Raw genomic sequence first — 26,405 nt, forward strand, 5'->3', positions numbered from 1 at the left:
GTGGCCCCCATGATGGGCCTTGGCATGATGGGCCTGGGACGCACCGTTTCCGCTCTCATCCTGTCCGGCGCCCTGCTGTGCTCCGCGCCTTCACGGGCGGACGAGGCGCCATGGCTGCCCGTCTCGCAGGTCATGTCCGAACTGGCCCGGAACCCGGAGTTCGTGGAAGCCCTGTACCGGCGCCTGGGACGCAATCCGAAGGCGGGCGGCATTCTGGGGCCGGACGAGATCAAACGGCTGCGCGAGATGATCCTCGGCAAGGATTTCGAAGGGCTGGACCGGTTTCCCGGGCTGACGGTCCAGGGAATGGGCCGATCCGTGCGGCTCGCCGGGGCCACGCTGGGCCGATCCAGCGACGATGACCTCCCACCGGAACCCGCGACGGTCGAACAGGCGGCAAAGGAGAAGATCGAGACGGCGGTCGAGGAAGGGCTGGGCATTCCCGCCGCCGGTACCCCTCCGGCGCCGGATGCCTATCTGCGCCCTCTGGGCTTTGGGCTGGAAGCCGGCGACCGCGTCGATCCCGCGCTGGCCGAGCGCTACGCCGATGGTCTGCGTCTGGCCGAACTGCTCAACCGCCTTTCCCTGAACGCGCCGGACGGCGGAGAGCGGTACCGGGTCGTCCTTGACGGCCAAACTGACGGCCGAACTGACGGCCAAACGTCGGACACGCCCCGCGCCCTGGTGGAAGCATTGGCGCGGAGCGGCCACGACGTGGAGGTTCGCGATTCACGGTATTTCGCCAATTTCGGCGACCTGATCTACCATGGCCGCGACGTCCTGACGCCGTTCTGGATCGACACCCGCCTGCCGGTCCCCGGGACGGACCGCAACCTTCTGGTTCCGGTCAGCCATTCCCAGCACGAACTCATCGTCCGCGGCCCGGTGGTCAACGCGGATCTGTCCTTCTATTTCGGAATCGACGGCCAGGCCGTGTTCCGCCCGAGCGTGACGCGCGATCAGGCCTGGGTCATGGGCAGGGTGGCGCACCGCTACCGCGGAGAGGAGGCGATGGAGGTGATCCGCCTCGCCGGCGTCATTGTGCGCGCCTACGATGCGATCAAGCGGCGCCATCCGGAGCTACCGTTCGGCGGCTACTACGCGCTGGGCGTCTGCAACGACGTGAACGCGATGATCGAGCTGCGCATGCGGGGCGAGACGACCCTGTTCCCGCTGACGCTCGATCCGCAATTCTTCACGGACACAGGCGAGGTCGGCCGGCTTGCCGAGAGCCTGCCGTTGGACAGTGGATGGCGGGCGGCGGCGGACCCGCGGCGCATTCTGGGGTCCCTCCCCGTGGACGACCTCGCCGCGCTCCCCCTCCCCTCGCTGAAGGAGGATTTGGAGAAGGTCCGCGCGGCGTGGGAGGGCGGTCGTCTCCAACGGCCGGGTGTCGGCGACATCGCCCTTGTGGGTGCCGTGATGGCCGGACTTCTCGCCGCCGGCCTGTGGTCCGTTCGCCTGTGGCTTGTTCGGCGGCGGCGTTGACCGAGGATGACCGGCCGGCCTCACTCCGTGGGCCATTGCAGCTCCGGAATGACCTTCAACGGGTAGTTGGGCTTCTCGTAGCCGTCCGGGTCCTGGCGCTTGGGCAGCTTCACGGTTTGCCTGGGCAGCTCTTCGTAAGGGATATGGTCGAGCATGTGGCGGATGATGTTCAGGCGCGCCCGCCTCTTGTCGTCCGACCGCGCGACGAACCACGGCGCCCAGGAGGTGTCGGTCTCCACGAACATGTCGTCGCGGGCGCGCGAATAGTCGTACCAGTGGCCGTAGGACTTCAAATCCATCGGCGACAGCTTCCAGACCTTCCGCCCGTCGTTGATCCGTGCCTCAAGGCGGCGCGTCTGCTCTTTCGGGCTGACTTCGAGCCAGTATTTCAGCAGAACCACCCCGGACTCGATGATGGCCTTCTCCACGCTCGGGACGGCGTCGAGAAACCGCTTCGCCTGCTCTTCGGTGCAGAAGCCCATCACCCGCTCGACCCCGGCGCGGTTGTACCAGCTCCGGTCGAAGATGACGACCTCCCCGGCGGCGGGCAGGTGCGGGATGTAGCGCTGAATGTACATTTGCGACTTTTCGCGCTCGGTCGGGGTGGGTAAGGCGACAACACGGAACACGCGCGGACTCACGCGCTCGGTGATGGCCTTGATGGTTCCGCCCTTGCCGGCGGTGTCGCGCCCCTCGAAGACGACGCAGACCTTCATGCCTTTGTGAACAACCCACTGTTGCAGCTTCACCAGTTCGACATGAAGATCCGCAAGCGCACTTTCGTAGTCCCGCCGCTTGAGCTTTGGTTGCGCGGACTCCACGCGATGGGCGGTCTTCAGCTTCTTTGCCATGCTCATCATCCTCGCGGACGGGTGTTGGGTGTGATCCGTGACGGGACTGGCGATTTATTGGCAGAAACGGCGAGCAGAAAACGGCGAACAGAAAACGGCGAACAGACTTGGCGGCAGCTTGGCGGATGGTCATACACCATCGATCCGGCTCTGGAGTTCGAGCAAAATTTCCTGCTCAAGATCCGCGATAAGCGCGCGGCACGCGGCGGTGCGTTTCGAGCGTCGCCCGCTGTTCGACGCCTCCCAACCCCGCAAAATCTCGACGGCCTCTCCGTAGTCTTCGCAGAGACTGCGAAAGAACCGGTTGTCCGCGCTGTGTTGTTTGATCATCTCCTCCAAATCCGGGAACCGCTCCACGACGTGCCGCAGCTTGTCCGACATGGGCGAGTCTCCCCGGTTCTGGAAGAGCGCCGGGGTGCCTGCCTTGTTCCGGACTTTGCTCTCGACCAACCTGCACCGGATCGTCCGCCGCCTTGAAGGGTGAAACGGTTGGCTTTGATACCGTAACAGGCAAAAAGAACGGCTTTGTGCGCGTCACGAAAAAGGTAAGGGCTATCATTCCGGACGAAGTAATGAAGCCAGGGCGTGGGCGTGAAACGGCTATACCGTCAGTGAGTGTTCCAGTCTCCATTTCTTAGGAATAAACTGCGCCCTGCCCTTGTCCGGCATGGGTTTCTGCAATGATCGCACCCACCGCTCATGACCGGAAACTTGTTGTGTATTCGAACGAATTTTCTCGATCTTGCGTCGTGCGCCTCGTGATCATGACGTCTACAGCTTCCAGTGCCTGGCCCCAGCGCCTGGCCAATGTAGACCGTCCCGGCATGGACCGCATGGTGTAGCAACCCCTTGCCCTGTGGGCACGGTTGCCGGATGGACTTAACGGAAGGAGGGCGCTCGTGCTTCACGCCTCCGAGGAACCGCAGGCCACTGATTTACCAGCCTCCGCCATCACGGCACCGCTCATCGATGCGGCGTTGGCGCGCGTGCTGGTCAGCCGCAGCCTGCGTGGTTCCGCCCGTGGCCGCCGCTTTCTGCAATTCATCGTGCAGGAGGCTCTGGCCGGGCGCGCCAACCGCATCAAGGCCTACACCATCGCCATGGACGTGTTCGACCGCGACGCCAGCTTCGACCCGCTGCTCGACCCGGTGGTCCGCATCCAGGCCGGCCGCCTTCGCCGCGCCCTGGAGCATTATTATCTGACCGAAGGCGCCGCCGACCCCCTGCGCATCGCCATTCCCAAGGGCGGCTATGTCCCCCAGTTCTCCCTGGTGCCGGTCACGGCCGGGGCCGACCTTCCGGACGAAGCCTCCGGTCCGGCACCCGTGCCAACCCGTGCGAGGCTGACCCTGCCCCGCGCGCCACTGATCCTCGGACGCCGCATCGACCGTCCGTTCCACTGGCTGGCCGTCGCGGCCACAGCCATGAGCTTGGCCCTCTTGCTTCTGACCCTGGCCGGTCTGGAACTCTTCGCCGGGTGGCGCGGCGTCGCTCCCGACCCGTCGAGGAACGCCCCGGAGCGCGCAACGGCGCCGGCCACGCCACAACGAGCGGCGCGCGGCCCGGCCCTGCTGGTCTTGCCGTTCACCAACGGCTCCGGCGACCCGACGCTCGACCTCGTCGCTGACGGCATCACCGAGGACCTCGTCGCGGCGCTTATCCGCTTCGACGATTTTCTGGTCTTCGGCGCCGACACCAGCTTCCGCTACCCTTCGGCGCCGGCGCTGCGCGAGGCCGCGCCGACCACCCGTGTCGACTATCTGCTGAAGGGCAGCGTCGCTCAAACCGGTGACTACATCCAAGTGACGGCCACGCTGATCGCGGCCAAGGACCATCGCTACCTGTGGTCGGACAGCTTCCGTCGCGCCGTCACGCCGACCAGGCTGCTGGACCTGCGCCATGACATCGCCGTTCAGGTCACCCGCACCCTGGCGCAATCGGACGGCGTGATCGAGCGCGAGGAGGCGCGGTTGAACGAACAGCACGCGCCGCAGGACCTGTCGTCCTACGCCTGCCTTCTGCGCACCCGTCAGTATTGGCGCCAGCTCAGCGTCGCTCTCCACGCCGAGGTGCGGGATTGCCTCGAACGGACGACCAGGAGCGACCCCGGCTACCCGGAGGCCTGGGCGGCGCTCGCCATGGTCACCATCGACGAGGCCCGGCTCGGTTTCAACCCCAGTCCGGCCCGGCCCAACCCGATCGATGACGGGTTGCGGTTGGCCGAGCGCGCGGTGGCGCTGGCTCCGGACAGCGCGTTGTCGCATCAGGCGCTCGGGCTTGCCTGGTGGCTGCGCCGCGAGCCGCAGCGCAGCATCGCCGCGTACGAGCGGGCGCTCGCGCTCAACCCGAACGACAGCGCGGTTCTCGCCGACCTTGGGCGCTGCTACAGCTTGACCGGCGAGTGGGAGCGCGGGATTCCGCTGATCCGCGAGGCCTTCACGCGCAACCCGGCGCAGCCGAGCTGGTACCGCATCGTGATCGCCACCTATCATTACGTGAACGGTCGCTACGACGACGCGCTCGAGGAGATGCGGCGGGCCAATCTGGGTCGCGAGGTCATTCTCGGCCATGTCGCGCTGGCGATGATACACGGCCAGACCGGAAACCGGGCCGAGGCGGCGAAGGCGGTTTCCGAGATCCTGCGGCTCGACCCGAATTTCCCGATCAAGGCGTTTTCCGAATTCGAGCGCCGCAACATCCACCCCGACATCATCGCCCGGATCGTCGACGGCTTGCGCAAGGCCGGACTTGCCATTCCACCGCCGCAGGTCGCCGACGGCGAGAGGCTTTGAGAGCCGTGATGCGGCACGGTGTTACCGTAGCATTCCTGAAAGCGACCGTACGCTGCCTCTGAAACGACGCCCGCTTGCGGTCCCATACCAGGACGAAGCAGAGCATCCCGGTCTGAAAGGGGAAACGGCCATGGCCGTGAAGGTGCGAATGGCATTCACATTGATGGTGGCTCTGGCGGTCCCCCCGCACATTGCCGCGACCGCGGCGACGGCTTCCATGGAGCATGCACGCGACGCCCGGATCTTCGAACTTCTCGACGATGATGAGGACGGCCGCGTCTCCATGATGGAATTCAAGAACAACCAAATGTTGGTGTTCTATATTCTCGACCGCAACAAGGATCTTGCTCTGACCGCCGACGAAACATTTCTACCCGCCGATGTCTTCGCGAGCATCGCCGGAGCTGACGGCAAGATAGACACCCTTGAGTTTCTCGACATCGTTGATGTGGCCTTCAAACAGGCCGACACCAATCACGATGGAATGCTGGACCGGCAGGAATTCGCCGCGCTGCTGAGTCGTGTCCGGAGCCAATGAGTGACGAGACTGTCCGTGAATGGAAAGAACCGGCGGGAATTCCGGGCGTTGAGCGCCATGGGCGCCGGTTGCGCCGTCGTGAGCAGCGCCGTCGTCAGTTGCCGACCTGTGATTGCCGGGATCGAGCGGCGCCGGTCACGTCCTACCGCTCCCAGGCGCGGACGATGGCGTCGATGGTGCCGTCCCGCTTGAGCTTCTCGTAGGCCGCCTGCAACCGCTCGGCCTTCTCCGCCCGCAGTTTGGGGACGGATATGTAGCGCGGCACCATGGCCAAAGGTTTGGGCAGGATCTTGACCGCATTCGCCCGGCCCTCGCTCTCGGCAAGGTATTTGAGCACCTGCAAATCGCCCGCAATGGCATCGACGCGGCCGAGAAGCAGGCGCCGGAAGGACACGACGTTGCTGCTGCTGCGGACCTTTTCGAACAGGGACGATTTGTCGAACTCGGGGGTGTACTCGAAGCCCTCGACGACGCCGATCCGCAGACCCTGCAGATCGTCGATGCGCGTGTAGGTGATCTCCGAGTTGCTGCGGACCATGAGCACGGTCGCCCCGACACGATAGGGTCCGACCAGATGGCCACGCTCCAATCGGCGCGGCGACGTGAAGAATTGGAAGGCGACGTCCACCTCGTTCTCGTCGTGCGCACGCACCACCTCCGGCCAGGCCATGGGGCGGTGAACCGGGTAGACGCCGATGTCCTTCAGCATGGCATCGACGATCTCCGTGTCCATTCCCGTGCGCTTGCCGCGCTCGGTGAAATTGTACGGCGGGAAATAGTCTTCGGAGGCAACCGTCCAGTTCTCCGCGCGCGCCGGAACCACGGCCACAAGCAGGGCCAGAACCAAGGGGGCGACCAGCAAGCGCGCCGCAGTCGCCAAACACACGCTCACCGCCGTCCTCATCAACCGTCTCCGCTCACATCCTGACATCGCCTGTCGCCGGGCACCGCGTACAGGGCAATCCGGTCGTCCTCAATGGGAAAAGAGCGGGCGGGTGTGATATCGCATCGGAGACGGCGCGCGCCGTCTCCCACCGGACACAAAAAGGACCGGCCCCGCCCGCGAAGGGAAGGAGCCGGCCCCACGCACCGATCCCCGCCGGTCAGGCGGCAGCGCGCAAGCGCATCGCCCCGACCAGATCCTCGATGCTCACCATCGGCATGCCGTGACGCTCGGCGAAGGCGACCAGTTCGGGCAGGCGGGCCATCGTGCCGTCGGGGTTCATCACCTCGCACAGCACCCCCGCCGAACGGCGCCCGGCCTGGGTGGTCAGCTCGATGGTCGCCTCGGTGTGGCCGCGCCGCGCCGCCAGTCCCCCGGCGTGGGCGCGGATCGGGAAGACGTGGCCCGGCCGGGCGAGATCCTCCGGCCGGCAGCCGTCGGCGATGGCGGTGCGGATGGTGGTCACCCGGTCCGCCGCCGACACGCCCGTCGTCACGCCCTCCCGCGCCTCGATGGAGACGGTGAAGGCGGTGCCGAAGCGCGCCGTGTTGCTGCCGACCATGGGCGGCAGGTCGAGGCGGCGCGCGTCGGCGTCGGTCAGGATCAGGCAGACGATCCCCGACCCTTCGCGGATCAGCAGGGCCATCTGTTCGGCGGTGATGGTTTCGGCGGCGTAGATCACGTCGCCTTCGTTCTCGCGGTCCTCGTCATCGACGACGACCACCCCGCCACCCTGGCGGATGGCGTCCACGGCGCGCCTCACCCGCTCCTCGGCGGTGCCGAAGCGGTCGAGAAGGCCGGTGGAGGACGTGGTGGAACGAGGGTTGCCGACAAAGGTCTGATTCATGGTTCTCACTCCGGTTGGGGCGAGCCTGAATCAGGGCGCAAAGAGACATCCGGCGGCGCACGGGATGCCCCGCGCCAACCGCCGTCGCAGGCCAGCGCACGCGGACCGCGCCCCACACCATGCGCAGCGGGCGGACCACGGTCGATGACCGGCTCGTCCTCTTCCATCCGGACTGTCACCGTCGGCTCCGGCCTTGAACCGGATCTGCTGACCTCCCCGCCTGACGGCCGGGAGCGCTCGCGGGCTCCCCCTCTTGCGAGGGGCTACCGCCGGTCGGGATTTTCACCCTGCCCTGAGAACAAGCGTCTGTTGCGCCGCCCCCAGAATGGAGACGGCACCGGCAGCGTCCCCCAGCGGACCGGGCAAAGTCAAGACCGCTTCGCCCCGCCCACCGGCCCCTCCGTCCGGCGCAGCAGATAGTCCAGCCCGCCCAGCCGGTACCAGCGGTAGCCGTACGGCTCCAGCACCAGGCGATGCCGCCCGTCCTCCTCGGGGTCGTTGTGGTCCTCGGCCAGCAGATTGACCAGCCGCGGCGATTCTCCCGTGCCATCGACCGCCAACGCGATCTCGTGGGGACGGTCATCAAGGTTGTGCACGACGAGCACGGAGTTGTTGCGCCAGTCGTAGCGGATCGCCAGCACCGCGTTCGATCCGGTGGGCAGCACCTGGAAGTCGCCCCAGCCGATTTCCGGGCATTCCTTGCGCATGCGGATGATGCGCTCGGTCCAGTTCAGCAGGGCCGAAGGGTCGCGGCGCTGGTGGGCGGCGTTGATCCGCTCATAGCCGTAGGCGCCGCCGCTGATGACCGGGTGCACGGGGTCGTCCGCCTTGGTGAAGCCACCCTGCGGCTCGTCCGACCACTGCATGGGGGTGCGGGCGCACTCGCGCTCCGGCAGGGACAGGTCGTCGCCCATGCCGATCTCGTCGCCGTAGCGCAGGACCGGCGTGCCGGGCAGAGTGAACAGCAGGCTGTAGGCCAGTTCCAGCCAGCGCCGGTCGCCGCGCAGCATCGGGGCGAGCCGCCGCCGGATGCCGCGGTCGTAGAGCTGCATGTCCTTGTCCGGCCCAAAGGCGTCGAAGACGCGCTTGCGCTGCGCCTCGGTCAGGCGCCCGAGGTCCAGCTCGTCGTGGTTGCGCAGGAACAGGCCCCACTGGTTGGTGCTGGGACGCGGCACCCGGGTGACGTCCAGCGCCTTGGCCAGCGGCCGCGTGTCCGCCGTCGCCAGCGCGTAGAACAGATTCTGGTTGACCTGGAAATTGAAGACCATCTGCATGCGGTCGCCGTCGTCGCCGAAATACTCCTGGTCGACGGTCGGCAGCACGTTGGCCTCGGCCAGCAGCACCGCGTCGCCGCACCGCCACTGCACGAACTCCCGGAAAGTGCGGAGCATGTCGAACTGCTGCTTGGGTTTCTTCACGTCCGGCCCCTTGGTCGCGATGACGAAGGGCACGGCGTCCATGCGGAAGCCCGACACGCCCAGCTCGATCCAGAAGCCCATCACCTTCAGCAGCTCGGCCTGCACCTCCGGGTTGGCGGTGTTCAGGTCCGGCTGGAACTCGTAGAAGCGGTGGAAGTAATAGGCGCGGGCCTCCTTGTCCCAGCTCCAGGTCGTCTTCTGCACGCCGGGAAAGACGACGCCCTGGTCGGCGTCGTCCGGCTTTTTGTCCGACCACACGTACCAGTCCCGGTAGGGGGAGTCCGGGTCCTTGCGCGCCGCCTGGAACCAGGGGTGCTGGTCCGAGGTGTGATTGACCACGAGGTCGATGATGACGCGGATGCCGCGCTGCTTGCAGGCGTGGCTGAACTCCACGAAGTCGCCCAGCGTGCCGTAGCGCGGATCGACATTGTAGTAGTCGGCCACGTCGTAACCGTGGTCACGCATCGGCGACGGTTGGAACGGCCCCAGCCAGAGGCAGGTCACGCCCAGCCCCTGCAAATAGTCCAGCCGGCGCTGCAAGCCCTGGAAATCGCCGATCCCGTCGCCGTTGGCGTCCATGAAGGTGCCGACCGACAGGTTGTAGATGACCGCGTTCTTGTACCAGAGATCCTTGATCATGGCCCGCCCCCGCACCGGACGCGGCGCCCGCCGCCGCTCGTCCTAGGCCATAACAGGACCGACCGGCCGAGGTCCCGCCATCCCGCCGAGCCAACCGTAAGGGGGTGTCCTACGCCCTTAGGAAAAAGGTTAATGTATAGTTAAGGTCACAAGAAAGCCTTCAATCCTGCCCGCATGATGTCCCCCAAGACGCACAGAACCAGGGGAATCGTGCCATGAAGCGTGCCATGCGCCAGACCGCCGCCCAGAACGGCACCGCCCAGAACAGTGCCACCCAGACCACCACGACGCAGGCCGTCAGCTACAGCTACGGGAACAACGCCGGCACCCTGGCGGCGGCTCCCGCGGCGCCGGTTCCCACCAGCTTCGCCCCGGTGACCATCAACTACGCGGAGACGCGGGCGGACGGCGGGTTCGGCTGGGACGTGAAGTACGACCTCGCCTTCGACGGCACGGCCTTCACCGTGCAGACCCGCATCCACCTGACCGGCGACGACGCCGGCGCGCTGAAGCAGGTCTGGGAGCAGGGGATCGAGGGGATCTGGAGCGACAAGTACAGCCTGTCGGACGGCACCAGCAGCTACGCCATCCGCTTCGACGTGCAGTTCGTGGCGGCCGGGAACCAGCATTACAACGTGAACGTCAGCAACAGCTACGGGCGCTGCGACATGCTGAACTGGTGCACCCAGACCGACTGGGGCCCCGATTACCAGGACGAGCTGGCGGCCCACGAATTCGGCCACATGATCGGCGCCTTCGACGAGTATGCGGGCGGGGCCACCTACGGCAACTTCGCCGCCACCGGCACCATCATGTCGGACCTGACCCCGACGCTGCGCCCCAACTACATGAACTCCATCGATTATTACGCCGAGCAGTTCACCGGCAAGACCTTCCAGATCGTGGAGATCCCGAAGAACCTGACGCTGACCGGCAACACGTGGGCCGACAGCCTCTATGGCGGGGCGGGCAACGACACGCTGAGCGGGCTCAGCGGCAACGACCAGCTCTTCGGTGGCGCCGGCAACGACCTGCTGTGGGGCGACGCCGGCAACGACACGCTGCGCGGACAGGCCGGCAACGACGCGCTCCATGGCGGCTCGGGCGCCGATCTGCTGATGGGGGACGAGGGGAACGACACGCTGTGGGGCGATGCCGGCAACGACACGCTGTGGGGCGGCTCGGGGGCGGACCTGTTCGTCTTCACGCGCGGCGGCGGTCAGGACCGCATCGCCGATTTCAGCCGCACGCAGAACGACCGCATTCAGATCGCCTCCAACATGACCTACCGGCTGGGATCGGACGGCAGCGGCAGCGCACTGCTCGACTTCGGCGGCGGCGACCGGCTGACCCTGGCCGGCATCGCTCCGAATCAGGTCACCTCGGCCTTCTTCACCTACGGCTGAGGCACCCCGTACCGCAGGAACTGGACGCGGGTGTCGCCGTAGCGGCGCTCGTCCAGCTCCGCGAAGCCGGGCGGCAGGGGCAGCGGGTCGCGCCCGGCGACCTCGACCACCAGGACGGCACCGGGGGCCAGCCAGCCGGCCTTCGCCAGCCCGGCCAGCGCCCGCGGCGCCAGATCCTGGCCATAGGGCGGGTCGAGGAAGGCCAGCGTGCAGGGGCAGCCCGGCGGAGGCGGCGGACGGGTGGCGTCGGCGCGCAGGACCGCGGCGTTCGCCCCCTCCCCCAACGCCGCGGCGTTGGCCCGCACGGCGTCCAGAGCGGCGCGGCCCATGTCGAGGAAGCTGACGTGGGCGGCCCCGCGGGACAGCGCCTCCAGCCCCAGGGCGCCGGTTCCGCAGAAGGCGTCCACGACCACGGCGCCCTCCAGCAGGTCGGCGCCGTCGGGCCCCCAGTCGGCGTGGGACAGGATGTTGAACAGGGATTCGCGGGTTCGGTCGGTGGTCGGCCGCGTGTCGCTCCCCCCCGGGGCGGCCAGCCGCCGCCCGCGGTGCTTACCGCCGACGATCCGCACGGGTCCGCTCCGGCCCCCGGCCACCCGACGCGCCACCGCCCGAGGCGCCGCCAGCGCCACCGGCGCCGCGCGGCTTCGGCCCCGGCTTCCCACCGCCGCCGGGCTTTCCGCCCTTCAGCGTCAGCGTGCCGGGCTTGCCCGCCGGCTTGCCGTCCGGTTTGTTGGGAGCGGGCTTGCCGGAAGCGTAGCCGCCCGAGGCCGTCTTGGCCGGGCCGCGCCGGTCGGACGCGGCCTTCGGCTCCGCCTTGGCCCAGCCGGCCTTGGCGTCGCGCGGCTTGGATGCCTTCGCCGGAGCGGCGGAACGGCCCTTGGCGCCTTCGGCGCCGGCACTCTCAGTCTTGGCGGCCTTGGCGGCAGAGGACTTGCCGGCGCCCTTGGCCTTGCCATCCTCCGCCGGATCGGCGCCGGTGAAGAATCGGGACACCTGCTCGCGCACGACGCGCTTCGGCACCTCCTCGACGGCGCTCTCCTCCAGCTTGCCGAGCTGGAAGGGGCCGTAGGCGACGCGGATCAGCCGGTTCACCTGGAGGTCCAGCGCCTCCATCACCTTGCGGATCTCGCGGTTCTTGCCTTCCTTCAGGCTGACGGTCAGCCAGGCGTTGCGGCCCTGGATGCGGTCCAGGACGGCTTCGATGGGACCGTACTTCACCCCCTCGATGGTCGGTCCCTTCGCCAGCTCGGCCAGCTTCACCTCGTTCACCTCGCCGAAGACGCGCACGCGGTAACGGCGGGTCCAGCCGGTGGCCGGCAGTTCCAGGAAGCGGGCCAGCTCGCCGTCGTTGGTCAGCAGCAGCAGCCCTTCGGTCGTCAGGTCGAGCCGACCGACCGAGATAACGCGCGGCATGTCCGGCGGCAGCCGTTCGAAGACGGTGGTGCGCCCCTTCTCGTCGCGGGCGGTGGTGACCAGCCCGGACGGCTTGTAATAGCGCCACAGCCGCGCCGGCTCCGGCTCGGGGATGACCTTGCCATCCACCTGCACGACGTCGCCGGACCGCACGACGCAGGCCGGGCTGTCCAGGGTCGTGCCGTTGACGGCGACGCGGCCGTCGGTGATCCAGCGCTCGGCGTCGCGGCGCGAGCACAGGCCCGCGCGCGCCAGCCGCTTGGCGATGCGCTCGCCGGCATCGGGCTCGCCCGCGTCCGCATCGGCGGCGCCGGGCATGGCTTTAGAATGTTCGTAATCGGGGGTGTCCATGGGCACGGACCATAGGGCTTGCAAGCCCCGCCCGCAACCCACGGCACGGGGTCCCCGCCGTTATTCTTCGAGGCGGAAGCCGACCTTCATCACCACCTGGAAGTGGGCGACCTTTCCACCGCTGACGTGGCCGCGGATCTCGCCCACCTCGAACCAGTCCACGTTCTTCAGCGTCTTGGACGCCCGCTCGATGCCGTTGCGGATGGCGTCGTCGATGGTGGTCTCGGCGGTGCCGACGATTTCCACCTTCTTGTAGACATGGTTGCTCATGACCGTCCTCCCTGTTCCGTCCGATGCTTAACAACGCCGGAGGGCGTTCCGCGGCTTGACGAAAACAGGGAGCGCCGGGCAGGGTGCCCCGCATGAGCCGCCCCCCCTCCCCCATGGACATCGCCTTCGACGAGGCCGAAGCCGCCGCCGCCCGCGGGGAGGTGCCGGTGGGTGCCGTTGTGGTCGATCCGGCGACCGGCGCCGTGCTGGCCCGCGCCGGCAACCGGACCGAGGAGCTGAACGACCCCACCGCCCACGCCGAGGTGCTGGCGATCCGCGCCGCCTGCGCGGCCTTGGGCGAGCCGCGCCTGCCGGGGCTGGACCTGTACGTGACGCTGGAGCCCTGCGCGCTGTGCGCCGCGGCGATCAGCTTCTCCCGGCTGCGGCGGGTCTATTTCGGCGCCTACGACCCCAAGAGCGGCGGGGTGGAGCACGGCCCCCGCTTCTACCACCAACCCACCTGCCACCACGCCCCGGACGTCTACGGCGGCATCGACGAGACGCGGGCGGGGGCGATGCTGAAGGCGTTTTTCAGGGGGCGGCGTTGAAGACGCGCGTCGTCATTGCACCATCTCATGGTACATTATCGGGATGGCCAGTTCCGATCCCATCCTGACCCGATTCCGCGCCGCTCTCGACCGGGCCTACGGCGACCGAGTGGAGCGCGTCGTGCTGTTCGGATCGCGCGCCCGCGGCGATGCCCGGCCGGACTCCGATTACGACATCGCCGTGTTTCTGAAGGACATGCCGGATCGCTGGGACGAGGCTGACCGCATTGCGGACATCGCGTCCGCCGTCATGGAGGACGCCGGCGTCTTCATCCACGCGATGCCGTATCGAGCCGGTTCCTATGCCGACCGCACACCTCTGATGCACGAGATGCGCTGCGAAGGGCGTGACCTGTGAGTCCGGAAGCCGCTGGTTATCTGGACAAAGCCCGTCAGTGCCTTGGCTATGCCCGCATCAATCTGACGGTCGATTTGGGCAACGACGCAGGCCGCAATGCCTACCTCGCGGCCTTCCACGCGGCACAGTCCCTGATCTTCGAACGAACCGGGAAAGTCGCGAAAACTCACCAGGGGGTTCACGCCGAGTTCACCCGGCTGACCAAGGACGACCCCCGCCTTCCCACGGAGGTTCGTCGCTTCCTGGCTCAAGCCTACAACCTGAAGGCTGTGGCCGATTACGAGCTTGGTCCGGATTCCATTCTCCCGCTGGAGCGGGCGGCGAAGGCCTTGGCCGACGCCGAAGCCTTCGTCGACGGCATCACAAGCCTTCTTGTTCCTTCCGCGGAACATCGGGAATAGGCGCCGTCAGCGCCCCACCGCCCGCCAGCCGATATCGCGGCGGCAGAAGCCGTCCGGCCAATCCAGCGCGTCGACACCTTGATAAGCGCGCTTCTGCGCCTCGGCCACGGTCGGGGCCTTGGCGGTCACGCCCAGGACGCGCCCGCCGGTGGACAGCACCCGCCCACCGTCCGCCAGCTTCGTGCCAGCGTGGAAGACGGTCACGCCCTCCACCGCGTTGGCGGCGTCGAAGCCCTTGATCTCGGTGTTCTTCACGTAGTCGCCGGGATAGCCGTTCGCCGCCATGACGACGCACAGCGCCGTCTCGTCGTGCCAGCGCAGGTCGATGTTCTTCAACTGGCCGTCCGCCGCCGCGATCAGGGCGGCCAGCGCGTCGGACTTCAGGCGCATCATCAGCGTCTGGCATTCCGGGTCGCCGAAGCGGACGTTGAACTCCAGCGTCTTCGGCACCGGGTTGCCGTCAGCGTCCTTGCCGATCATCAGGCCGGCGAACAGCACGCCCTTGAAGGGGCGACCCTCCGCCGCCATGCCCTTGACCGTCGGCTCGACGATCTCACGCATCACGCGGGCCTGGAGGTCCGGGGTCAGCGCCGGGGCCGGGGAGTAGGCGCCCATGCCGCCGGTGTTCGGACCGGTGTCGCCGTCGCCCACCGCCTTGTGGTCCTGGGCCGAGGCCAGCGGCAGCGCCGATTCGCCGTCGCACAGCGCGAAGAAGCTGACCTCCTCGCCGTCCAGGAACTCCTCGACCACCACCTCGGCCCCGGCGGCGCCGAAGCGGCCCTCGACCAGAGCCTCGTCGATGGCGGCGAAGGCTTCTTCCTCGGTGCGGGCGACGGTCACGCCCTTGCCGGCGGCCAGACCGTCGGCCTTGACCACGATGGGGGCGCCGTTCTTGCGCACGAAGTCCTTGGCGGCCTCGACGTCCTTGAAGCGGCCGTAGGCGGCGGTCGGCACGCCGTACTTGGCCAGGATGTCCTTCATGAAACCCTTGGAGCCCTCAAGCTCCGCCGCCGCGGCGCTGGGGCCGAAGGCCTTGATGCCGATGGCGGTCAGCTTGTCGACGAGGCCGAGCACCAGCGGCCCTTCCGGCCCGACCACCACGAAGTCGATGGCCTTGTCCTGGGCGAAGCGGACCAGGGCGTCCACGTCCTCCGCGCCGACGGCGACGCATTCGGCCACATCCGCGATGCCCGCGTTGCCCGGCGCGCAGTAGAGCGTGTCGCACAGCGGCGAGTTCTGAATGGCCCAGCACAGCGCATGCTCGCGCCCACCCGACCCGACCACCAGGACTTTCATGGCACCTCGTCCTTCCACGCTTGTTGCCGACACCGCGCCTTGTATCATGGTGCCGCCATGACTCAAGACCTTGATATGACCTCTCCGCTGATCGCCCCCGAGCCGCGTCCCGGCTCGAACCTTCCGGAATTCTCGGTGGGCGACCTCGCCCGGCGCCTGAAGCGCAGCATCGAGGAGGAGTTCGGCTTCGTCCGCGTGCGCGGCGAGATCTCCCAGCCCAAGCGCCACAGCTCCGGCCACTGCTACCTGCGTCTGAAGGACGACACGGCGGTGATCGAGGCGGTGTGCTGGCGCGGCACCGCGTCGAAGCTGGCCGTCCAGCCGGCGGAGGGGCTGGAGGTCATCGTCACCGGGCGCATGACGACCTACCCCGGACGCTCGCAATACCAGCTCATCATCGAGTCGATGGAGCTGGCCGGCGAGGGCGCCCTGCTGAAGATGCTGGAGGAGCGCAAGAAGCGCCTCGCGGCGGAGGGGCTGTTCGACGCCGGGCGCAAGAAGCCCATCCCCTTCCTGCCCGACGTGATCGGCGTCGTCACCTCGCCCACCGGGGCGGTCATCCGCGACATCCTGCACCGGCTGCACGACCGTTTCCCGCGCCGGGTTCTGCTCTGGCCGGTCGCCGTCCAGGGCGAGCGGGCGGCGGCGGAGGTCACCGCGGCGATCGACGGCTTCAACCGCATCCCGCCCGGCGGGCCGGTGCCGCGCCCGGATCTGCTGATCGTGGCGCGCGGCGGCGGCTCGCTGGAGGACCTGATGGCCTTCAATGAGGAGAACGTCGTCCGCGCGGCGGCGGCCAGCCGCATTCCATTGATCTCGGCGGTCGGGCACGAGACGGACACCACCCTGATCGACTTCGCGTCCGACCGCCGCGCCCCCACCCCCACCGCGGCGGCGGAGATGGCCGTGCCGGTGCGGGCGGAACTGCTGGCCCAGGTGCTGGACGACGAGCGGCGCATGGTCGGGGCCGCCACCCGCCTGCTGGCCGAGCGGCGGACGCGGGTGGAGGGGCTGGCCCGCGGCCTCGGCGACCCACGCGCCCTGCTGGAAAGCCACGCCCAGCGGCTGGACGACCGGGCGGAGCGGCTGGCGCTGGCCGCCGCCTCGCTCCTCGACCGCCGCCGCACCCGCCTGAACGAACTGGGCGCGGCGCTGCGCCACCCGCGCGAGAAGCTGGCCGAGGCCGGGCAGCGGCTGGCGTCGGAGTCCCGCGCGCTCGACGGCGCGCTGCGCCACGCCGTCGTCGCGGCGCGCGGCCAGTATGAGCGGGTGAGCGGGCGGCTGACGCTCGGCCCGATCCGGGTGAAGTTCGGCGACGGCAGCCGGCGGTTGTCCGACCTGACGCCGCGTCTGGGCCGCAGCTACGGCAAGGCGGTGGAGGAGCGCGCGGCGAGACTGACGGCGGTGGGGAAGCTTCTGGAAAGCTATTCCTACAAGGGCGTCCTGGAGCGCGGCTTCGCCCTGGTGCAGTCCGGCGACGGCAAGCCGCTGACCAGAGCCGCCCAGGCCACGCCGGGTCTGGCGGTGTCGCTGGTCTTCGCCGATGGCCAAGCCGCCGCGACGGTGGACGGCGGGCCGCGGGTGGACGCGCCGCCCGCCACAGCGCCCGAGCCGAAGCCCAAGGCCACCAAGGCCAAGCCAGAGCCGAAGAAGCCGCAGCGCCCGCCGGTTCAGGGGAGTTTGTTCTGAGGGATAACCTTGCCCCCACCCTAACCCTCCCCCGCTGACGCAGGGGAGGGGACTGCCGCCGCTTCGCAGAAATCTCCCTCCCCTGCGCAGCGGGGGAGGGCCGGGGTGGGGGCAACGTCGGCCCCTCAAGCCCCGCCGGCGAAGGTCCAGCGGGTCGTCTCGCCGCTACGGAAGGGCAGCACGGCCTCGCCGTCCGCGGTCAGCACGATGTCCGGCGTCGTGGACGGCGTGCGCTCCAGCACCACCTTGTCCTCGTTGACCGGCAGGCCGTAAAAGCGCGGGCCGTTCAGGCTGGCGAAGGCCTCCAGCTTGTCCAGCGCCCCCGCCTCGTCGAAGGCTTCGGCGTAGAGTTCCATCGCGTTGGCGGCGGTGAAGCAGCCGGCGCAGCCGCAGGCGCTCTCCTTCGCGGTCACCGTGTGCGGGGCGGTGTCGGTGCCCAGGAAAAACGGCCCCTCGCCCGACGTCGCCGCCTCGACCAGCGCCACGCGGTGCGTCTCCCGCTTGGCGATGGGCAGGCAGTAGAGGTGCGGGCGGATGCCACCGGCGAACAGGTGGCTGCGGTTGATCAGCAGGTGGTGCGCCGTGATCGTCGCCCCGACCCGGCCGGAGGCGGCGTGCTCGCGCACGAAGGCCACGGCTTCCGCGGTGGTCGCGTGCTCCAGCACCACGCGCAGCGCCGCGTAGCGCTCCAGCAGCGGGCCGAGGGTGCGCTCCAGGAACACCGCCTCGCGGTCGAAGATGTCGACATGGGCGTCGGTCACCTCGCCGTGGATCAGCAGCGGCATGCCGATCTCCGCCATGCGCTCCAGCACCGGGGCGATCTTGCCGAGGTCGGTCACGCCGTGGGCGCTGTTGGTGGTGGCGTTGGCCGGGTAGAGCTTGGCGGCGGCGAAGACGCCGTCCTCGAAGCCCTGGGCCAGATCGTCGGCGTCGGTGCCGTCGGTCAGATAGGCGGTCATCAGCGGCGTGAAGGCATGGCCCTCCGGCAGGGCGCCCAGGATGCGCTCCCGGTAGGCCACGGCGTCCGCCGTGCGGGTCACCGGAGGCTTCAGGTTCGGCATGATGATGGCGCGGCCGAACTGGTGGGCGGTGAAGGGCAGCACCGCCTTCAGCATGGCGCCGTCGCGCAGGTGCACATGCCAGTCGTCGGGACGGCGGAGGACGAGACGGTCGGTGGGCATGGCGGCTCCGGCACGGATGTATGGGGTTTGCCGGAGTTCTAGACCCTTACGGTCCCCCGCTCAACGGTATCAGGGCGGTATCCGGCCACTGCAATGGTGACGGGACCGGCGAAAGCCGCTAGAACCCTAGCCGAATCCCTAGGGACATTCGAAGCCGGACCCGCGCCGATGAGCCTCATTACCCCCCGCACCCCGCCCGGAACGATGGAACTGCTGCCGCGCCAGCAGGTGGCCTTCCAGCGTCTGCTCGACACCATCCGCCGCGGCTACGAGCGGTTCGGCTTCGTGCCGGTGGAAACCCCGGTGTTCGAGACGGTGGACACCCTGCTGACCAAGTCCGGCGGCGAGACCGAGAAGCAGGTCTATTTCGTGCAGTCCACCGGCGCCCTCCAGCAGGGCAACAAGCCGGACATCGCGCTGCGCTTCGACCTGACGGTGCCGCTCGCCCGCTACGTGGCGGAGCATGAGCGCGACCTCGCCTTCCCCTTCCGCCGCTACCAGATCCAGCGCGTCTACCGCGGGGAGCGGGCGCAGCGCGGGCGCTTCCGCGAATTCTACCAGTGCGACATCGACGTGATCGGCAAGGACAGCCTGTCCGCGCATTACGACGCGGAGATCCCGGCGGTCATCTACCACGTCTTCAGCGAGCTGGACTTCGGCGGCTTCACCATCAACGTGAACAACCGCAAGGTCCTGCTCGGCCTGCTCGACGGGCTGGGCGTGGACGACGCGGAGAAGCGCGTCCTGGTCTTGCGCGAGATCGACAAGCTGGACAAAATCGGCCGTGACAAGGTGCGCGACAGCCTGACCGGCCTCGGCATGGCCGCCGACGCCGCGGAAAAGATCCTGTCCCTGATCGACGCCAAGGGCACGAACGAGGAGACGCTCGCCGCGCTGGGCGCGCTGGGCATCGAGAACGAAACCTTCCGCCAGGGCGTCGCGGAGCTGACTACTGTCATCCAGGGGCTGAAGGCCCTCCAGGTGCCGGACGGCGTGGTGCGCATCAACCTCGCCATCGCGCGCGGCCTCGACTACTACACCGGCACGGTTTACGAGACCTTCCTGAACGACCATCCCGGCATCGGCAGCGTGTGCTCCGGCGGGCGCTACGACAACCTCGCCAGCCACTACACCAAGTCGAAGCTGCCGGGCGTCGGCATCTCCATCGGCGCGACGCGGCTGTTCTACCAGCTGATGGAAGCCGGCATCATCAAGGACGGCGGTGCCACCGCCCAGGTCCTGGTGACGCAGATGGACCCAGCCCTGTCCGCCGACTATTACGGCCTCGCGACGGCGCTGCGGGCGGCGGGCATCAACACGGAAATCCAGCTCGACGGCGGCAAGCTCGCCAAGCAGATGAAATACGCCGACAAGGCGGGGATTCCGCTGGTCGTCCTGATGGGCTCCGACGAGAAGGCCCGCGGCACGGCGACGCTGAAGCATCTGGTGAAGGGCGAGCAGGTCGAAGTCCCGCTGGCCGACCTCGCCGCCAAGGCGAAGGAACTGCTGGGGGCATAGTCCCCACCACAGAAGGCCCCGCCCATGGCCAGCGTCGCCGAAGCCCTGAACCTCGCGCTCGACCATCATCTGTCCGGGCGGCTGGAGGAGGCACGGCTGCTCTACGGCCGCATCCTGGAGGTGGACCCGGACAACCCCCACGCCCTGCATTTCGCCGGGTTGCTGGCGGCTCAGACCGGCGCGGTGGCGGACGGGGTGGCGATGATCGGCAAGGCGGCGGCCCTCCTGCCGCTCGCCGCCGACATCCACGGCAATCTCGGCAAGGCGCTGATGGCGCTGGGCACGCCGGACGGAGCGGCGCAGGCGTCCGCCACCTTCCGCCGCGTCCTTGCCCTGCAACCCGACGGCGCCGGCGACTGGTTCGCCCTGGGCGGCGCCCTGATCGAGGCCGGCGACGGTCCCGCCGCCCACCGCGCCCTGACCCGCGCCCTGACGGCCAGCGCCGCCACCGACAGCGAGCCGCTGGCCGAGGCGTTCGAGCGGGCCGGCCTGCGGCTCTACGCCGCCGCCGACTGGGCGGGCGCCACCGACGCCTTCCGCAAGGCGCGCACCCTCGCCCCGCAGCGGGCCGAGGCGCACCGCATGCTCGGCGCCGCGCTGGCCCAGACGAGCGACCCGGAGGGCGCCGTGGAAGCGCTGACCGAGGCGCTGCGCCTCGATCCCACGTTGGCCGAGGCGCAGACCAACCTCGTCCATCTCCTGGTCACGCTGGGCCGTTTCGACGACGCCGAGCGGGCCGGGCGCCGGGCGGTGGTTCTGGACCCCGGCAACGCCGATGCCTACGGCAACATGGTGCCGCTGCTGGAGCAGACCCTCCGTGTCGCGGAGGCGTTGCGCCAATGCGGACGGGCGACGCGCATCGCTCCGCAGCGGGCCGCCTTCCACCGCAACCGCCTGTCCCTCCTGTTGCATGAGGGTCGCCGCGACGATGCCGTCGCCGCCGGGCGGGAGGCCACCCGCCTCGCCCCCGCCGACGCGGAGGCCCATCTGGCGCTCGCCGTCGCCCTGCTCGCCTCCGGTCAACTGCGCGAGGGGTGGGAGGAGTTCGAATGGCGCTGGGAGACCCGGCAGCTCGACCCCGTGCACCGCAGCTTTCCTCAGCCGCAATGGACGGGGGCGGAGGACGTGGCGGGCCGGACCATCCTGCTCTACGCCGAACAGGGACTCGGCGACACGCTGCAATTCGTCCGCTACGCGCCGCTGCTGGCCGCGCGGGGGGCACGGGTGGTCGTCGGCTGTTCCCCCGCGCTGGTCCGGTTGATGGAACGGGTGGACGGCGTATCCGCCGCCATCGCCTGGGGCGGAGAGCTTCCCGCCTTCGACCTGCACATCCCGATGATGAGCCTGCCCCGCGCTTTCGGGACGGATCTGGACGGCATCCCAGCCACGGTGCCCTATCTGCGCGCCGACCCCGCCGACGTCGCGGCGTGGCGCGAGCGCCTTCCGGTGGAGGACGGGCGTCCGCGCGTCGGGCTGGTCTGGGCGGGGTCGCCGCGCACGGTGCGCGGGGTGGCGAGCCCGATCGACCGGCGGCGCAGCCTGCCGCTGGCCGCCCTGGCCCCCCTGGCCGATGTGCCGGGCGTGCGATTCGTCAGCCTCCAGATGGGGCCGGGCGCAGCGCAGCTGGCCGAGGCCCCGGCGGGCATGGACATCGCCGACCCCATGGGCGGCGTCCGCGACTTCGCCGACACGGCGGCGCTGGCCGAGACGCTGGACCTTGTCATCACGGTGGACACCTCCGTCTGCCACCTCGCGGGCGGGTTGGGGCGGCCGACCTGGACGTTGTCGCGCGCCGACGCCTGCTGGCGCTGGCTGGGCAACCGGGAGGCCAACCCCTGGTACCCGACCATGCGGGTGTTCGGCCAGGACCGCTCCGGCGACTGGTCCGGCGTGGTCGCCCGCCTGCGCGCGGCGTTAACGGATTTCGTGGCGGCGCACGGTCACGCCTCTTAACCACACAACCACTGGGCGCATTCGTGGCGCCGGCGCAACGGTCCGCTACGATTTTGAGTTACACCGATTTCGGGGCGGACTCGCACACTCGAAGGGCGAGGGATTACACCGGTTGTTAACCAAGGCACCTCTACATTCCGGCCATATCGCTCGGCCATTTTACCGAGCATTTTAACCAATTCGCGGGTCTTGCCCCGCGGTCATGGCTGGAGCCGGACATGACACGGTTGTGGGTGCGACGCGCGATCTGGGGTGTGACGCTGGCGGCGACGCTGGGCGGCGGCGCCCTTCTGGCGCAGGAAGAGATGCGCACGTCGCGGTTGCAGGCCCGCCTGCTCGCCGGCTACGCCAAGGACATGACCTACACGCTGGGCGAGGGGCCGAACCCCGCCGCGCGTCACCCCACCCAGGGCCCCTACAACGAGCGGATGGGCTATGTCGGGCTGCCCGGCTATCTGCGCTCGCTGACCTCGGACATGTACGCGGTGGAGATGCAGGCGCATCTGTCGCCGACGCTCGACCAGTTCATGGCCGCCGGCGGCTTCCCGATCTACCACGAGAAGACGCGCGCCGGCCTGACCCTGCTGGACCGCAACGGCACCGCGCTGTTCTCCGCCCGCTACCCGGAGCGGGTCTTCGCCAAGTTCGAGGACGTGCCGCCGCTGGTCGCCGCCACGCTGCTGTTCATCGAGAACCGCGAGCTGCTGAACACCGACGAGCCGCGCCGCAACCCCGCCGTGGAGTGGGACCGCTTCGCCGGCGCCGTGGCGATGCTGCCGGTGCAGTGGGTCAAGCCCGGCCAGCGCTCCCCCGGCGGTTCGACCCTGGCGACCCAGATCGAGAAGTACCGCCACTCCCCCGACGGCCAGACCAGCGGCGCCACGGAGAAGCTGCGCCAGATGATCTCGGCCAGCACCCGCGCCTATCTGGACGGCGAGGACACCGGCGCCCACCGCCGCCGCATCCTGATCGACTATCTGAACTCCACCCCGCTGACCGGACGCCCCGGCTTCGGCGAGGTGAACGGGCTGGGCGACGGGCTGTGGGCCTGGTTCGGCACCGACCTCGCCATGGCCGAGAAGGTGCTGTCGGAGGAGCCCGCCGACGCCCGCGCCCTGCAGCTGAAGGCGCTGGCCTACAAGCAGGTGCTGAGCCTTCTGCTCGCCCAGCGCCGCCCCTCCCATTACCTGATCCAGGACCGGCAGGCGCTGGAGCGGCTGGCCGACAGCCATCTGCGCGTGCTGCACGGCGCGGGCGTGATCGACACCGCGCTGCGCGACGCGGCGCTCGGCCTGACGCTGAAGTTCCGCGAGGACCCGCCGCAGGCCCAGACCGCCAATTTCGTGGAGCAGAAGGCCCCCAACGCCATCCGCGCCCGGCTTCTCTCCATGCTCGGCGTGTCCAGCCTCTACCAGCTCGACCGCATCGACCTGACCGCCGAATCGACGCTTGACGCCCCGGCGCAGCAGCGCGTGGTGGAGGTTCTGGGGAAGCTGGGCGACCCGGCCTTCGCCGCGCAGATGGGGCTGACCGGCGAACGTCTGCTCGACACCAAGGGCAGCGACCTGTCCAAGATCATCTACTCGATCACGCTGTACGAGCGCGGGCCGGACGCCAACTACCTGCGCGTCCAGGCCGACAACCTCGACCAGCCGCTGGACATCAACGAGGGCGCCAAGCTCGACCTCGGCTCCACGGCGAAGCTGCGCACGCTGGCCACCTACCTGGAGATCGTGGCGGAGCTGCACACCCGCTACGCCCACCTGCCCAAGGACTTCCTCGCCGACGTGGAGGAGGAGGCATCCGACAACCTGACGCGCTGGGCGGCGAATTGGCTGGCGACTTCCGCCAACCGCGGATTGAGCGCCATGCTTGACGCCGCCATGGAGCGCCGCTATTCGGCCAACCCCGGCGAGGCCTTCTTCACCGGCGGCGGGCTGCACAGCTTCGTGAACTTCAACGCCAAGGACAACGGCAGCATCCTGACCGTGACCGAGTCGCTGCGCAATTCGGTCAACCTGCCCTTCATCCGCATGATGCGCGACGTCGTGCAGTTCTATCTGTCCGAAGGCGGCGACGACAGCACCGACATCCTGCACAATCCCGACCACCCCGCCCGCCAGGCTTATCTCGCCCGCTTCGCCGACAAGGAAGGCAGCGACTTCCTGAACCGCTTCTACAACAGCTACCGGAAGCACACGCCGGACGCGATGCTGAACATGCTGGCCAGCCGGTCGCGGCCGATGCCGCACCGCCTGTCGGTGATCTTCCGCACCGTGCGCCCGCAGGCCGGGGTGAAGGAGTTCGGCGCCTTCCTGCGCGCCCGCCTGCCCGACGCCAAGCTGGACGACGGGGACATCGCGTCGCTCTACGGCAAGTACGGGCCGGACAAGTTCCCGCTGAACGACCTCGGCTACCTGGCGCGCGTCCATCCGCTGGAGCTGTGGCTGGTCTCCTATCTGCAGAAGCGCCCCGACGCCAAGCGGCAGGAGGTGCTGGAGGCCAGCGTGCAGGAGCGTCAGGAAAGCTATCGCTGGCTGTTCAAGAAGGGGCAGTCGGCCCAGAACACCCGCATCCGCATCGGGCTGGAGGAGGAAGCCTTCCAGCGCATCACCGAGCAGTGGCGCAAGCTGGGCTACCCCTTCGAAACGCTCGTCCCGTCCTTCGCCACCGCCATCGGCAGCTCCGCCGACCGCCCGGCGGCCCTGGCCGAGCTGGTCGGCATCATCCAGAACGACGGGGTGCGCCAGCCGACCGTGCGCGTGCGCAAGCTGCATTTCGCCGCCGGAACGCCCTACGAGGCCGTCGTCGGCCTGGGCGAGCTGCGCGGCCAGCGCGTGATGAAGGCGGAGGTCGCGGCCACCCTGCGCAAGGCGCTGATGGACGTGGCGCAGAACGGCACGGCCAAGCGCGTCTGGGGCTCCTTCAAGGACTCCTCGGGCGCGGTCATCCCGATCGGCGGCAAGACCGGCACGGGCGACCACCGGCTGGACCGCTACGGCCCCGGCGGGCACCTGATCGAGTCGCGGGCGGTGAACCGGACGGCGACCTTCGCCTTCTACATCGGTGACCGCTTCTTCGGGACCATGACCGCCTTCGTCCATGGGCCGGAGGCCGACAACTACCGATTCACCAGCGCCCTGCCCGCCCAGCTGCTGAAGAGCATCGCCCCGGCGCTGCAGCCCCTCATCGACCCCGGCGTGACCAAGACGGCCGACACCGGCAAGCCGCAGACTGGGCTGTGACCTCGGGGGTGTGTCCCACACACCCGGAACTGAAAAGGCCCGCCCCGGGAAGCCGGAGCGGGCCTTTTTGATGAACCGGGGAGCAGACGGCCGGGCGCGCCTTACGCCAGGGCGGGCTCCTGCGCGGTGGAAACAGCGGCCGGCAGGGAGGCCAGCAGCAATTCCAGCTCCGCCGCCGCAACGTTCAGCGGCAGGCCGGGACGGCAACCGCGCAGCGTCTCCAGCGCCCGGTCGAAGGCGCTCTCGTGATCGCCCTGATCCAGGTCGCTTTCGTCCAGCGCCGCCAGATAGGCGTGCGCGACGGCAGCGGTCTCCTCCGGTGTCAGGTCGTCAACCTGCAAGGACGTGTTTGGGAGCATGATGGCGGTTCCCGTACAAACAGAAGCGGAAACCCGCAAGCTACGAGAACATGGTTAACAAGGCGTTGCCGACACCGCCCCGCCACTCTGCGAAAAAGGGGAAAACGCAAAGGGGCGCAGCCCGCAGCCACGCCCCTCCAATCGGCCCCGAACAGCTCCGAGCGGCTCAGCTCTCGCCGTAGATCTGCTCCTGCTGGTAGGCGACGACGCCCACGCGCTGAATCAGGTCGAGCTGCGTCTCGATCCAGTCGATGTGTTCTTCGGTGTCGTCGAGCAGTTCGGTGAGCTGCGCGCGGGTCTCGTAGTCGCGGACCTGCTCGCACAGGGTGATGGCATCGATCAGGTCGGTGCGGGCCTTATGCTCCACCTTCAGATCGTTGCCGAGCATTTCCGGCACGTCCTCACCGATCATCAGCTTGCCCAGATCCTGAAGGTTGGGAAGACCTTCCAGAAACAGGATGCGCTCGATCATCTTGTCGGCGTGCTTCATCTCGTCGATGGATTCTTCGTAGATCTTGTGCGCAATGCGCTTCAGACCCCAGTTCTTCAGCATGCGGGCATGCAGGAAGTACTGGTTGATCGCCGTCAGCTCGTTGGTCAGGATCTTGTTCAAATGGGTGATGACCTGCGGATCGCCCTTCATGTCCTGCCTCCATGCGGTTTGTTTGTCGAATCGCGACGTTTCTGGAATGACCATGCCCCATTTGCGGAGCCTTGGCAACCGGCTGGAAAGCAACAGTCAGAACAATCGCATCAGCTTTTGCTAAATCCACCGATGACACTGAGAGTGAATCTCAGAACCGACTGTCATGAACGCCCGTGACGTGCCATATGACAGAGGCTAATGCGACCAATTCTTAATGATCTTCTTTGCAGACAAGCGTGGTGTCCCCGTGCCCAC

The 26,405-nt window shown here is 68.5% G+C and carries 23 protein-coding genes and 1 riboswitch; of the genes, 11 read left to right on the plus strand and 12 right to left on the minus strand.

Going from position 1 to position 26,405, the window contains the following annotated elements; all coding sequences use genetic code 11:
* Positions 1 to 9 precede the first annotated feature (9 nt).
* Positions 10 to 1,488, plus strand: a complete 1,479-nt coding sequence (locus Sp245p_RS12665; RefSeq protein ID WP_129557169.1) for a hypothetical protein — start codon at positions 10 to 12, stop codon at positions 1,486 to 1,488.
* A gap of 20 nt (positions 1,489 to 1,508) precedes the next feature.
* On the opposite strand, the gene ppk2 is transcribed toward Sp245p_RS12665, so the two are convergent.
* Both ppk2 and Sp245p_RS12675 read right to left on the minus strand, forming a co-directional pair.
* Complete coding sequence (ppk2, locus tag Sp245p_RS12670; RefSeq protein WP_014239555.1) at positions 1,509 to 2,339, minus strand: polyphosphate kinase 2; 831 nt, start codon at positions 2,337 to 2,339, stop codon at positions 1,509 to 1,511.
* Between the two features lie 129 nt (positions 2,340 to 2,468).
* On the minus strand, positions 2,469 to 2,720 hold the full coding sequence (locus Sp245p_RS12675) for a hypothetical protein (RefSeq protein WP_014239554.1): 252 nt from the start codon (positions 2,718 to 2,720) through the stop codon (positions 2,469 to 2,471).
* Positions 2,721 to 3,238: 518 nt separating this feature from the next.
* Between Sp245p_RS12675 and Sp245p_RS12680 the strand changes: the two genes are divergently transcribed.
* Entirely contained in the window at positions 3,239 to 5,131 is a 1,893-nt protein-coding gene (locus tag Sp245p_RS12680; RefSeq protein ID WP_014239553.1) for a tetratricopeptide repeat protein, read from the plus strand.
* 130 nt (positions 5,132 to 5,261) lie between these two features.
* Positions 5,262 to 5,669: an EF-hand domain-containing protein gene (locus Sp245p_RS12685; RefSeq protein WP_014239552.1), complete on the plus strand. Its 408-nt coding sequence runs from the start codon at positions 5,262 to 5,264 to the stop codon at positions 5,667 to 5,669.
* A gap of 142 nt (positions 5,670 to 5,811) precedes the next feature.
* Here Sp245p_RS12685 and Sp245p_RS12690 read toward each other — a convergent pair whose 3' ends face one another.
* The 3 genes from Sp245p_RS12690 to Sp245p_RS12700 all read right to left on the minus strand — a co-directional run bounded on the left by Sp245p_RS12690 (position 5,812) and on the right by Sp245p_RS12700 (position 9,516).
* Complete coding sequence (locus Sp245p_RS12690) at positions 5,812 to 6,555, minus strand: substrate-binding periplasmic protein (protein ID WP_244439358.1); 744 nt, start codon at positions 6,553 to 6,555, stop codon at positions 5,812 to 5,814.
* Between the two features lie 217 nt (positions 6,556 to 6,772).
* Positions 6,773 to 7,459, minus strand: a complete 687-nt coding sequence (ribB, locus tag Sp245p_RS12695; RefSeq protein ID WP_014239550.1) for a 3,4-dihydroxy-2-butanone-4-phosphate synthase — start codon at positions 7,457 to 7,459, stop codon at positions 6,773 to 6,775.
* Between the two features lie 151 nt (positions 7,460 to 7,610).
* A riboswitch (FMN riboswitch) is annotated at positions 7,611 to 7,763 on the minus strand.
* Positions 7,764 to 7,827: 64 nt separating this feature from the next.
* On the minus strand, positions 7,828 to 9,516 hold the full coding sequence (locus tag Sp245p_RS12700; protein ID WP_014239548.1) for an alpha-amylase family protein: 1,689 nt from the start codon (positions 9,514 to 9,516) through the stop codon (positions 7,828 to 7,830).
* 215 nt (positions 9,517 to 9,731) lie between these two features.
* Here Sp245p_RS12700 and Sp245p_RS35480 point away from each other — a divergent pair, with 215 nt between their 5' ends.
* Positions 9,732 to 10,922 carry a calcium-binding protein gene (locus tag Sp245p_RS35480; protein ID WP_014239547.1) on the plus strand — a complete coding sequence of 397 codons (1,191 nt, stop codon included), beginning with the start codon at positions 9,732 to 9,734 and terminating at the stop codon, positions 10,920 to 10,922.
* Here the strand turns inward: Sp245p_RS35480 and rsmD are convergent.
* Genes rsmD through Sp245p_RS12720 form a run of 3 tightly spaced genes read right to left on the minus strand, consistent with a single transcriptional unit; the run spans position 10,913 to position 12,956 of the window.
* Positions 10,913 to 11,491: a 16S rRNA (guanine(966)-N(2))-methyltransferase RsmD gene (gene rsmD / locus Sp245p_RS12710; RefSeq protein WP_041810911.1), complete on the minus strand. Its 579-nt coding sequence runs from the start codon at positions 11,489 to 11,491 to the stop codon at positions 10,913 to 10,915. The genes Sp245p_RS35480 and rsmD overlap by 10 nt on opposite strands.
* Entirely contained in the window at positions 11,472 to 12,686 is a 1,215-nt protein-coding gene (locus Sp245p_RS36535; protein WP_014239545.1) for a pseudouridine synthase, read from the minus strand. The genes rsmD and Sp245p_RS36535 overlap by 20 nt, the downstream gene beginning before the upstream one ends.
* Positions 12,687 to 12,746: 60 nt before the next feature.
* The gene (locus Sp245p_RS12720) at positions 12,747 to 12,956 is read right to left on the minus strand and encodes a dodecin (protein ID WP_014239544.1); all 210 of its coding nucleotides are present in this window, start codon (positions 12,954 to 12,956) and stop codon (positions 12,747 to 12,749) included.
* A 113-nt stretch (positions 12,957 to 13,069) separates the two neighbouring features.
* Here Sp245p_RS12720 and Sp245p_RS12725 point away from each other — a divergent pair, with 113 nt between their 5' ends.
* From Sp245p_RS12725 to Sp245p_RS12735, 3 genes are read left to right on the plus strand one after another with little or no spacing between them, the layout of a single operon-like run.
* Positions 13,070 to 13,504, plus strand: coding sequence for a nucleoside deaminase (locus tag Sp245p_RS12725; RefSeq protein ID WP_014239543.1), 435 nt, complete (start codon positions 13,070 to 13,072; stop codon positions 13,502 to 13,504).
* Between the two features lie 43 nt (positions 13,505 to 13,547).
* On the plus strand, positions 13,548 to 13,862 hold the full coding sequence (locus Sp245p_RS12730) for a nucleotidyltransferase domain-containing protein (RefSeq protein ID WP_014239542.1): 315 nt from the start codon (positions 13,548 to 13,550) through the stop codon (positions 13,860 to 13,862).
* Complete coding sequence (locus Sp245p_RS12735) at positions 13,859 to 14,263, plus strand: HEPN domain-containing protein (RefSeq protein WP_014239541.1); 405 nt, start codon at positions 13,859 to 13,861, stop codon at positions 14,261 to 14,263. Before Sp245p_RS12730 ends, Sp245p_RS12735 begins: the two co-directional genes overlap by 4 nt.
* 6 nt (positions 14,264 to 14,269) lie before the next feature.
* Here the strand turns inward: Sp245p_RS12735 and purD are convergent, their stop codons facing one another.
* On the minus strand, positions 14,270 to 15,559 hold the full coding sequence (purD, locus tag Sp245p_RS12740; protein ID WP_109138538.1) for a phosphoribosylamine--glycine ligase: 1,290 nt from the start codon (positions 15,557 to 15,559) through the stop codon (positions 14,270 to 14,272).
* 75 nt (positions 15,560 to 15,634) lie between these two features.
* Between purD and xseA the strand changes: the two genes are divergently transcribed.
* A complete protein-coding gene (gene xseA, locus Sp245p_RS12745; protein WP_014239539.1) occupies positions 15,635 to 17,248 on the plus strand; it encodes an exodeoxyribonuclease VII large subunit in 1,614 nt (537 codons plus the stop codon).
* Positions 17,249 to 17,373: 125 nt separating this feature from the next.
* Here the strand turns inward: xseA and pyrC are convergent, their stop codons facing one another.
* Positions 17,374 to 18,429, minus strand: a complete 1,056-nt coding sequence (gene pyrC / locus Sp245p_RS12750) for a dihydroorotase (RefSeq protein WP_014239538.1) — start codon at positions 18,427 to 18,429, stop codon at positions 17,374 to 17,376.
* Between the two features lie 168 nt (positions 18,430 to 18,597).
* Here pyrC and hisS point away from each other — a divergent pair, with 168 nt between their 5' ends.
* The 3 genes from hisS to Sp245p_RS12765 all read left to right on the plus strand — a co-directional run bounded on the left by hisS (position 18,598) and on the right by Sp245p_RS12765 (position 25,145).
* Positions 18,598 to 19,947: a histidine--tRNA ligase gene (gene hisS, locus Sp245p_RS12755; RefSeq protein ID WP_041810908.1), complete on the plus strand. Its 1,350-nt coding sequence runs from the start codon at positions 18,598 to 18,600 to the stop codon at positions 19,945 to 19,947.
* Between the two features lie 24 nt (positions 19,948 to 19,971).
* The gene (locus tag Sp245p_RS12760; protein WP_014239536.1) at positions 19,972 to 21,900 is read left to right on the plus strand and encodes a tetratricopeptide repeat protein; all 1,929 of its coding nucleotides are present in this window, start codon (positions 19,972 to 19,974) and stop codon (positions 21,898 to 21,900) included.
* Positions 21,901 to 22,118: 218 nt separating this feature from the next.
* Positions 22,119 to 25,145, plus strand: coding sequence for a transglycosylase domain-containing protein (locus Sp245p_RS12765; protein WP_014239535.1), 3,027 nt, complete (start codon positions 22,119 to 22,121; stop codon positions 25,143 to 25,145).
* 101 nt (positions 25,146 to 25,246) lie between these two features.
* On the opposite strand, the gene Sp245p_RS12770 is transcribed toward Sp245p_RS12765, so the two are convergent.
* Both Sp245p_RS12770 and bfr read right to left on the minus strand, forming a co-directional pair.
* Entirely contained in the window at positions 25,247 to 25,504 is a 258-nt protein-coding gene (locus Sp245p_RS12770; RefSeq protein ID WP_014239534.1) for a hypothetical protein, read from the minus strand.
* 166 nt (positions 25,505 to 25,670) lie between these two features.
* On the minus strand, positions 25,671 to 26,147 hold the full coding sequence (gene bfr, locus Sp245p_RS12775) for a bacterioferritin (RefSeq protein ID WP_014239532.1): 477 nt from the start codon (positions 26,145 to 26,147) through the stop codon (positions 25,671 to 25,673).
* Positions 26,148 to 26,405 lie beyond the last annotated feature (258 nt).

This window comes from Azospirillum baldaniorum (assembly GCF_003119195.2).
Lineage (GTDB): Bacteria > Pseudomonadota > Alphaproteobacteria > Azospirillales > Azospirillaceae > Azospirillum > Azospirillum baldaniorum.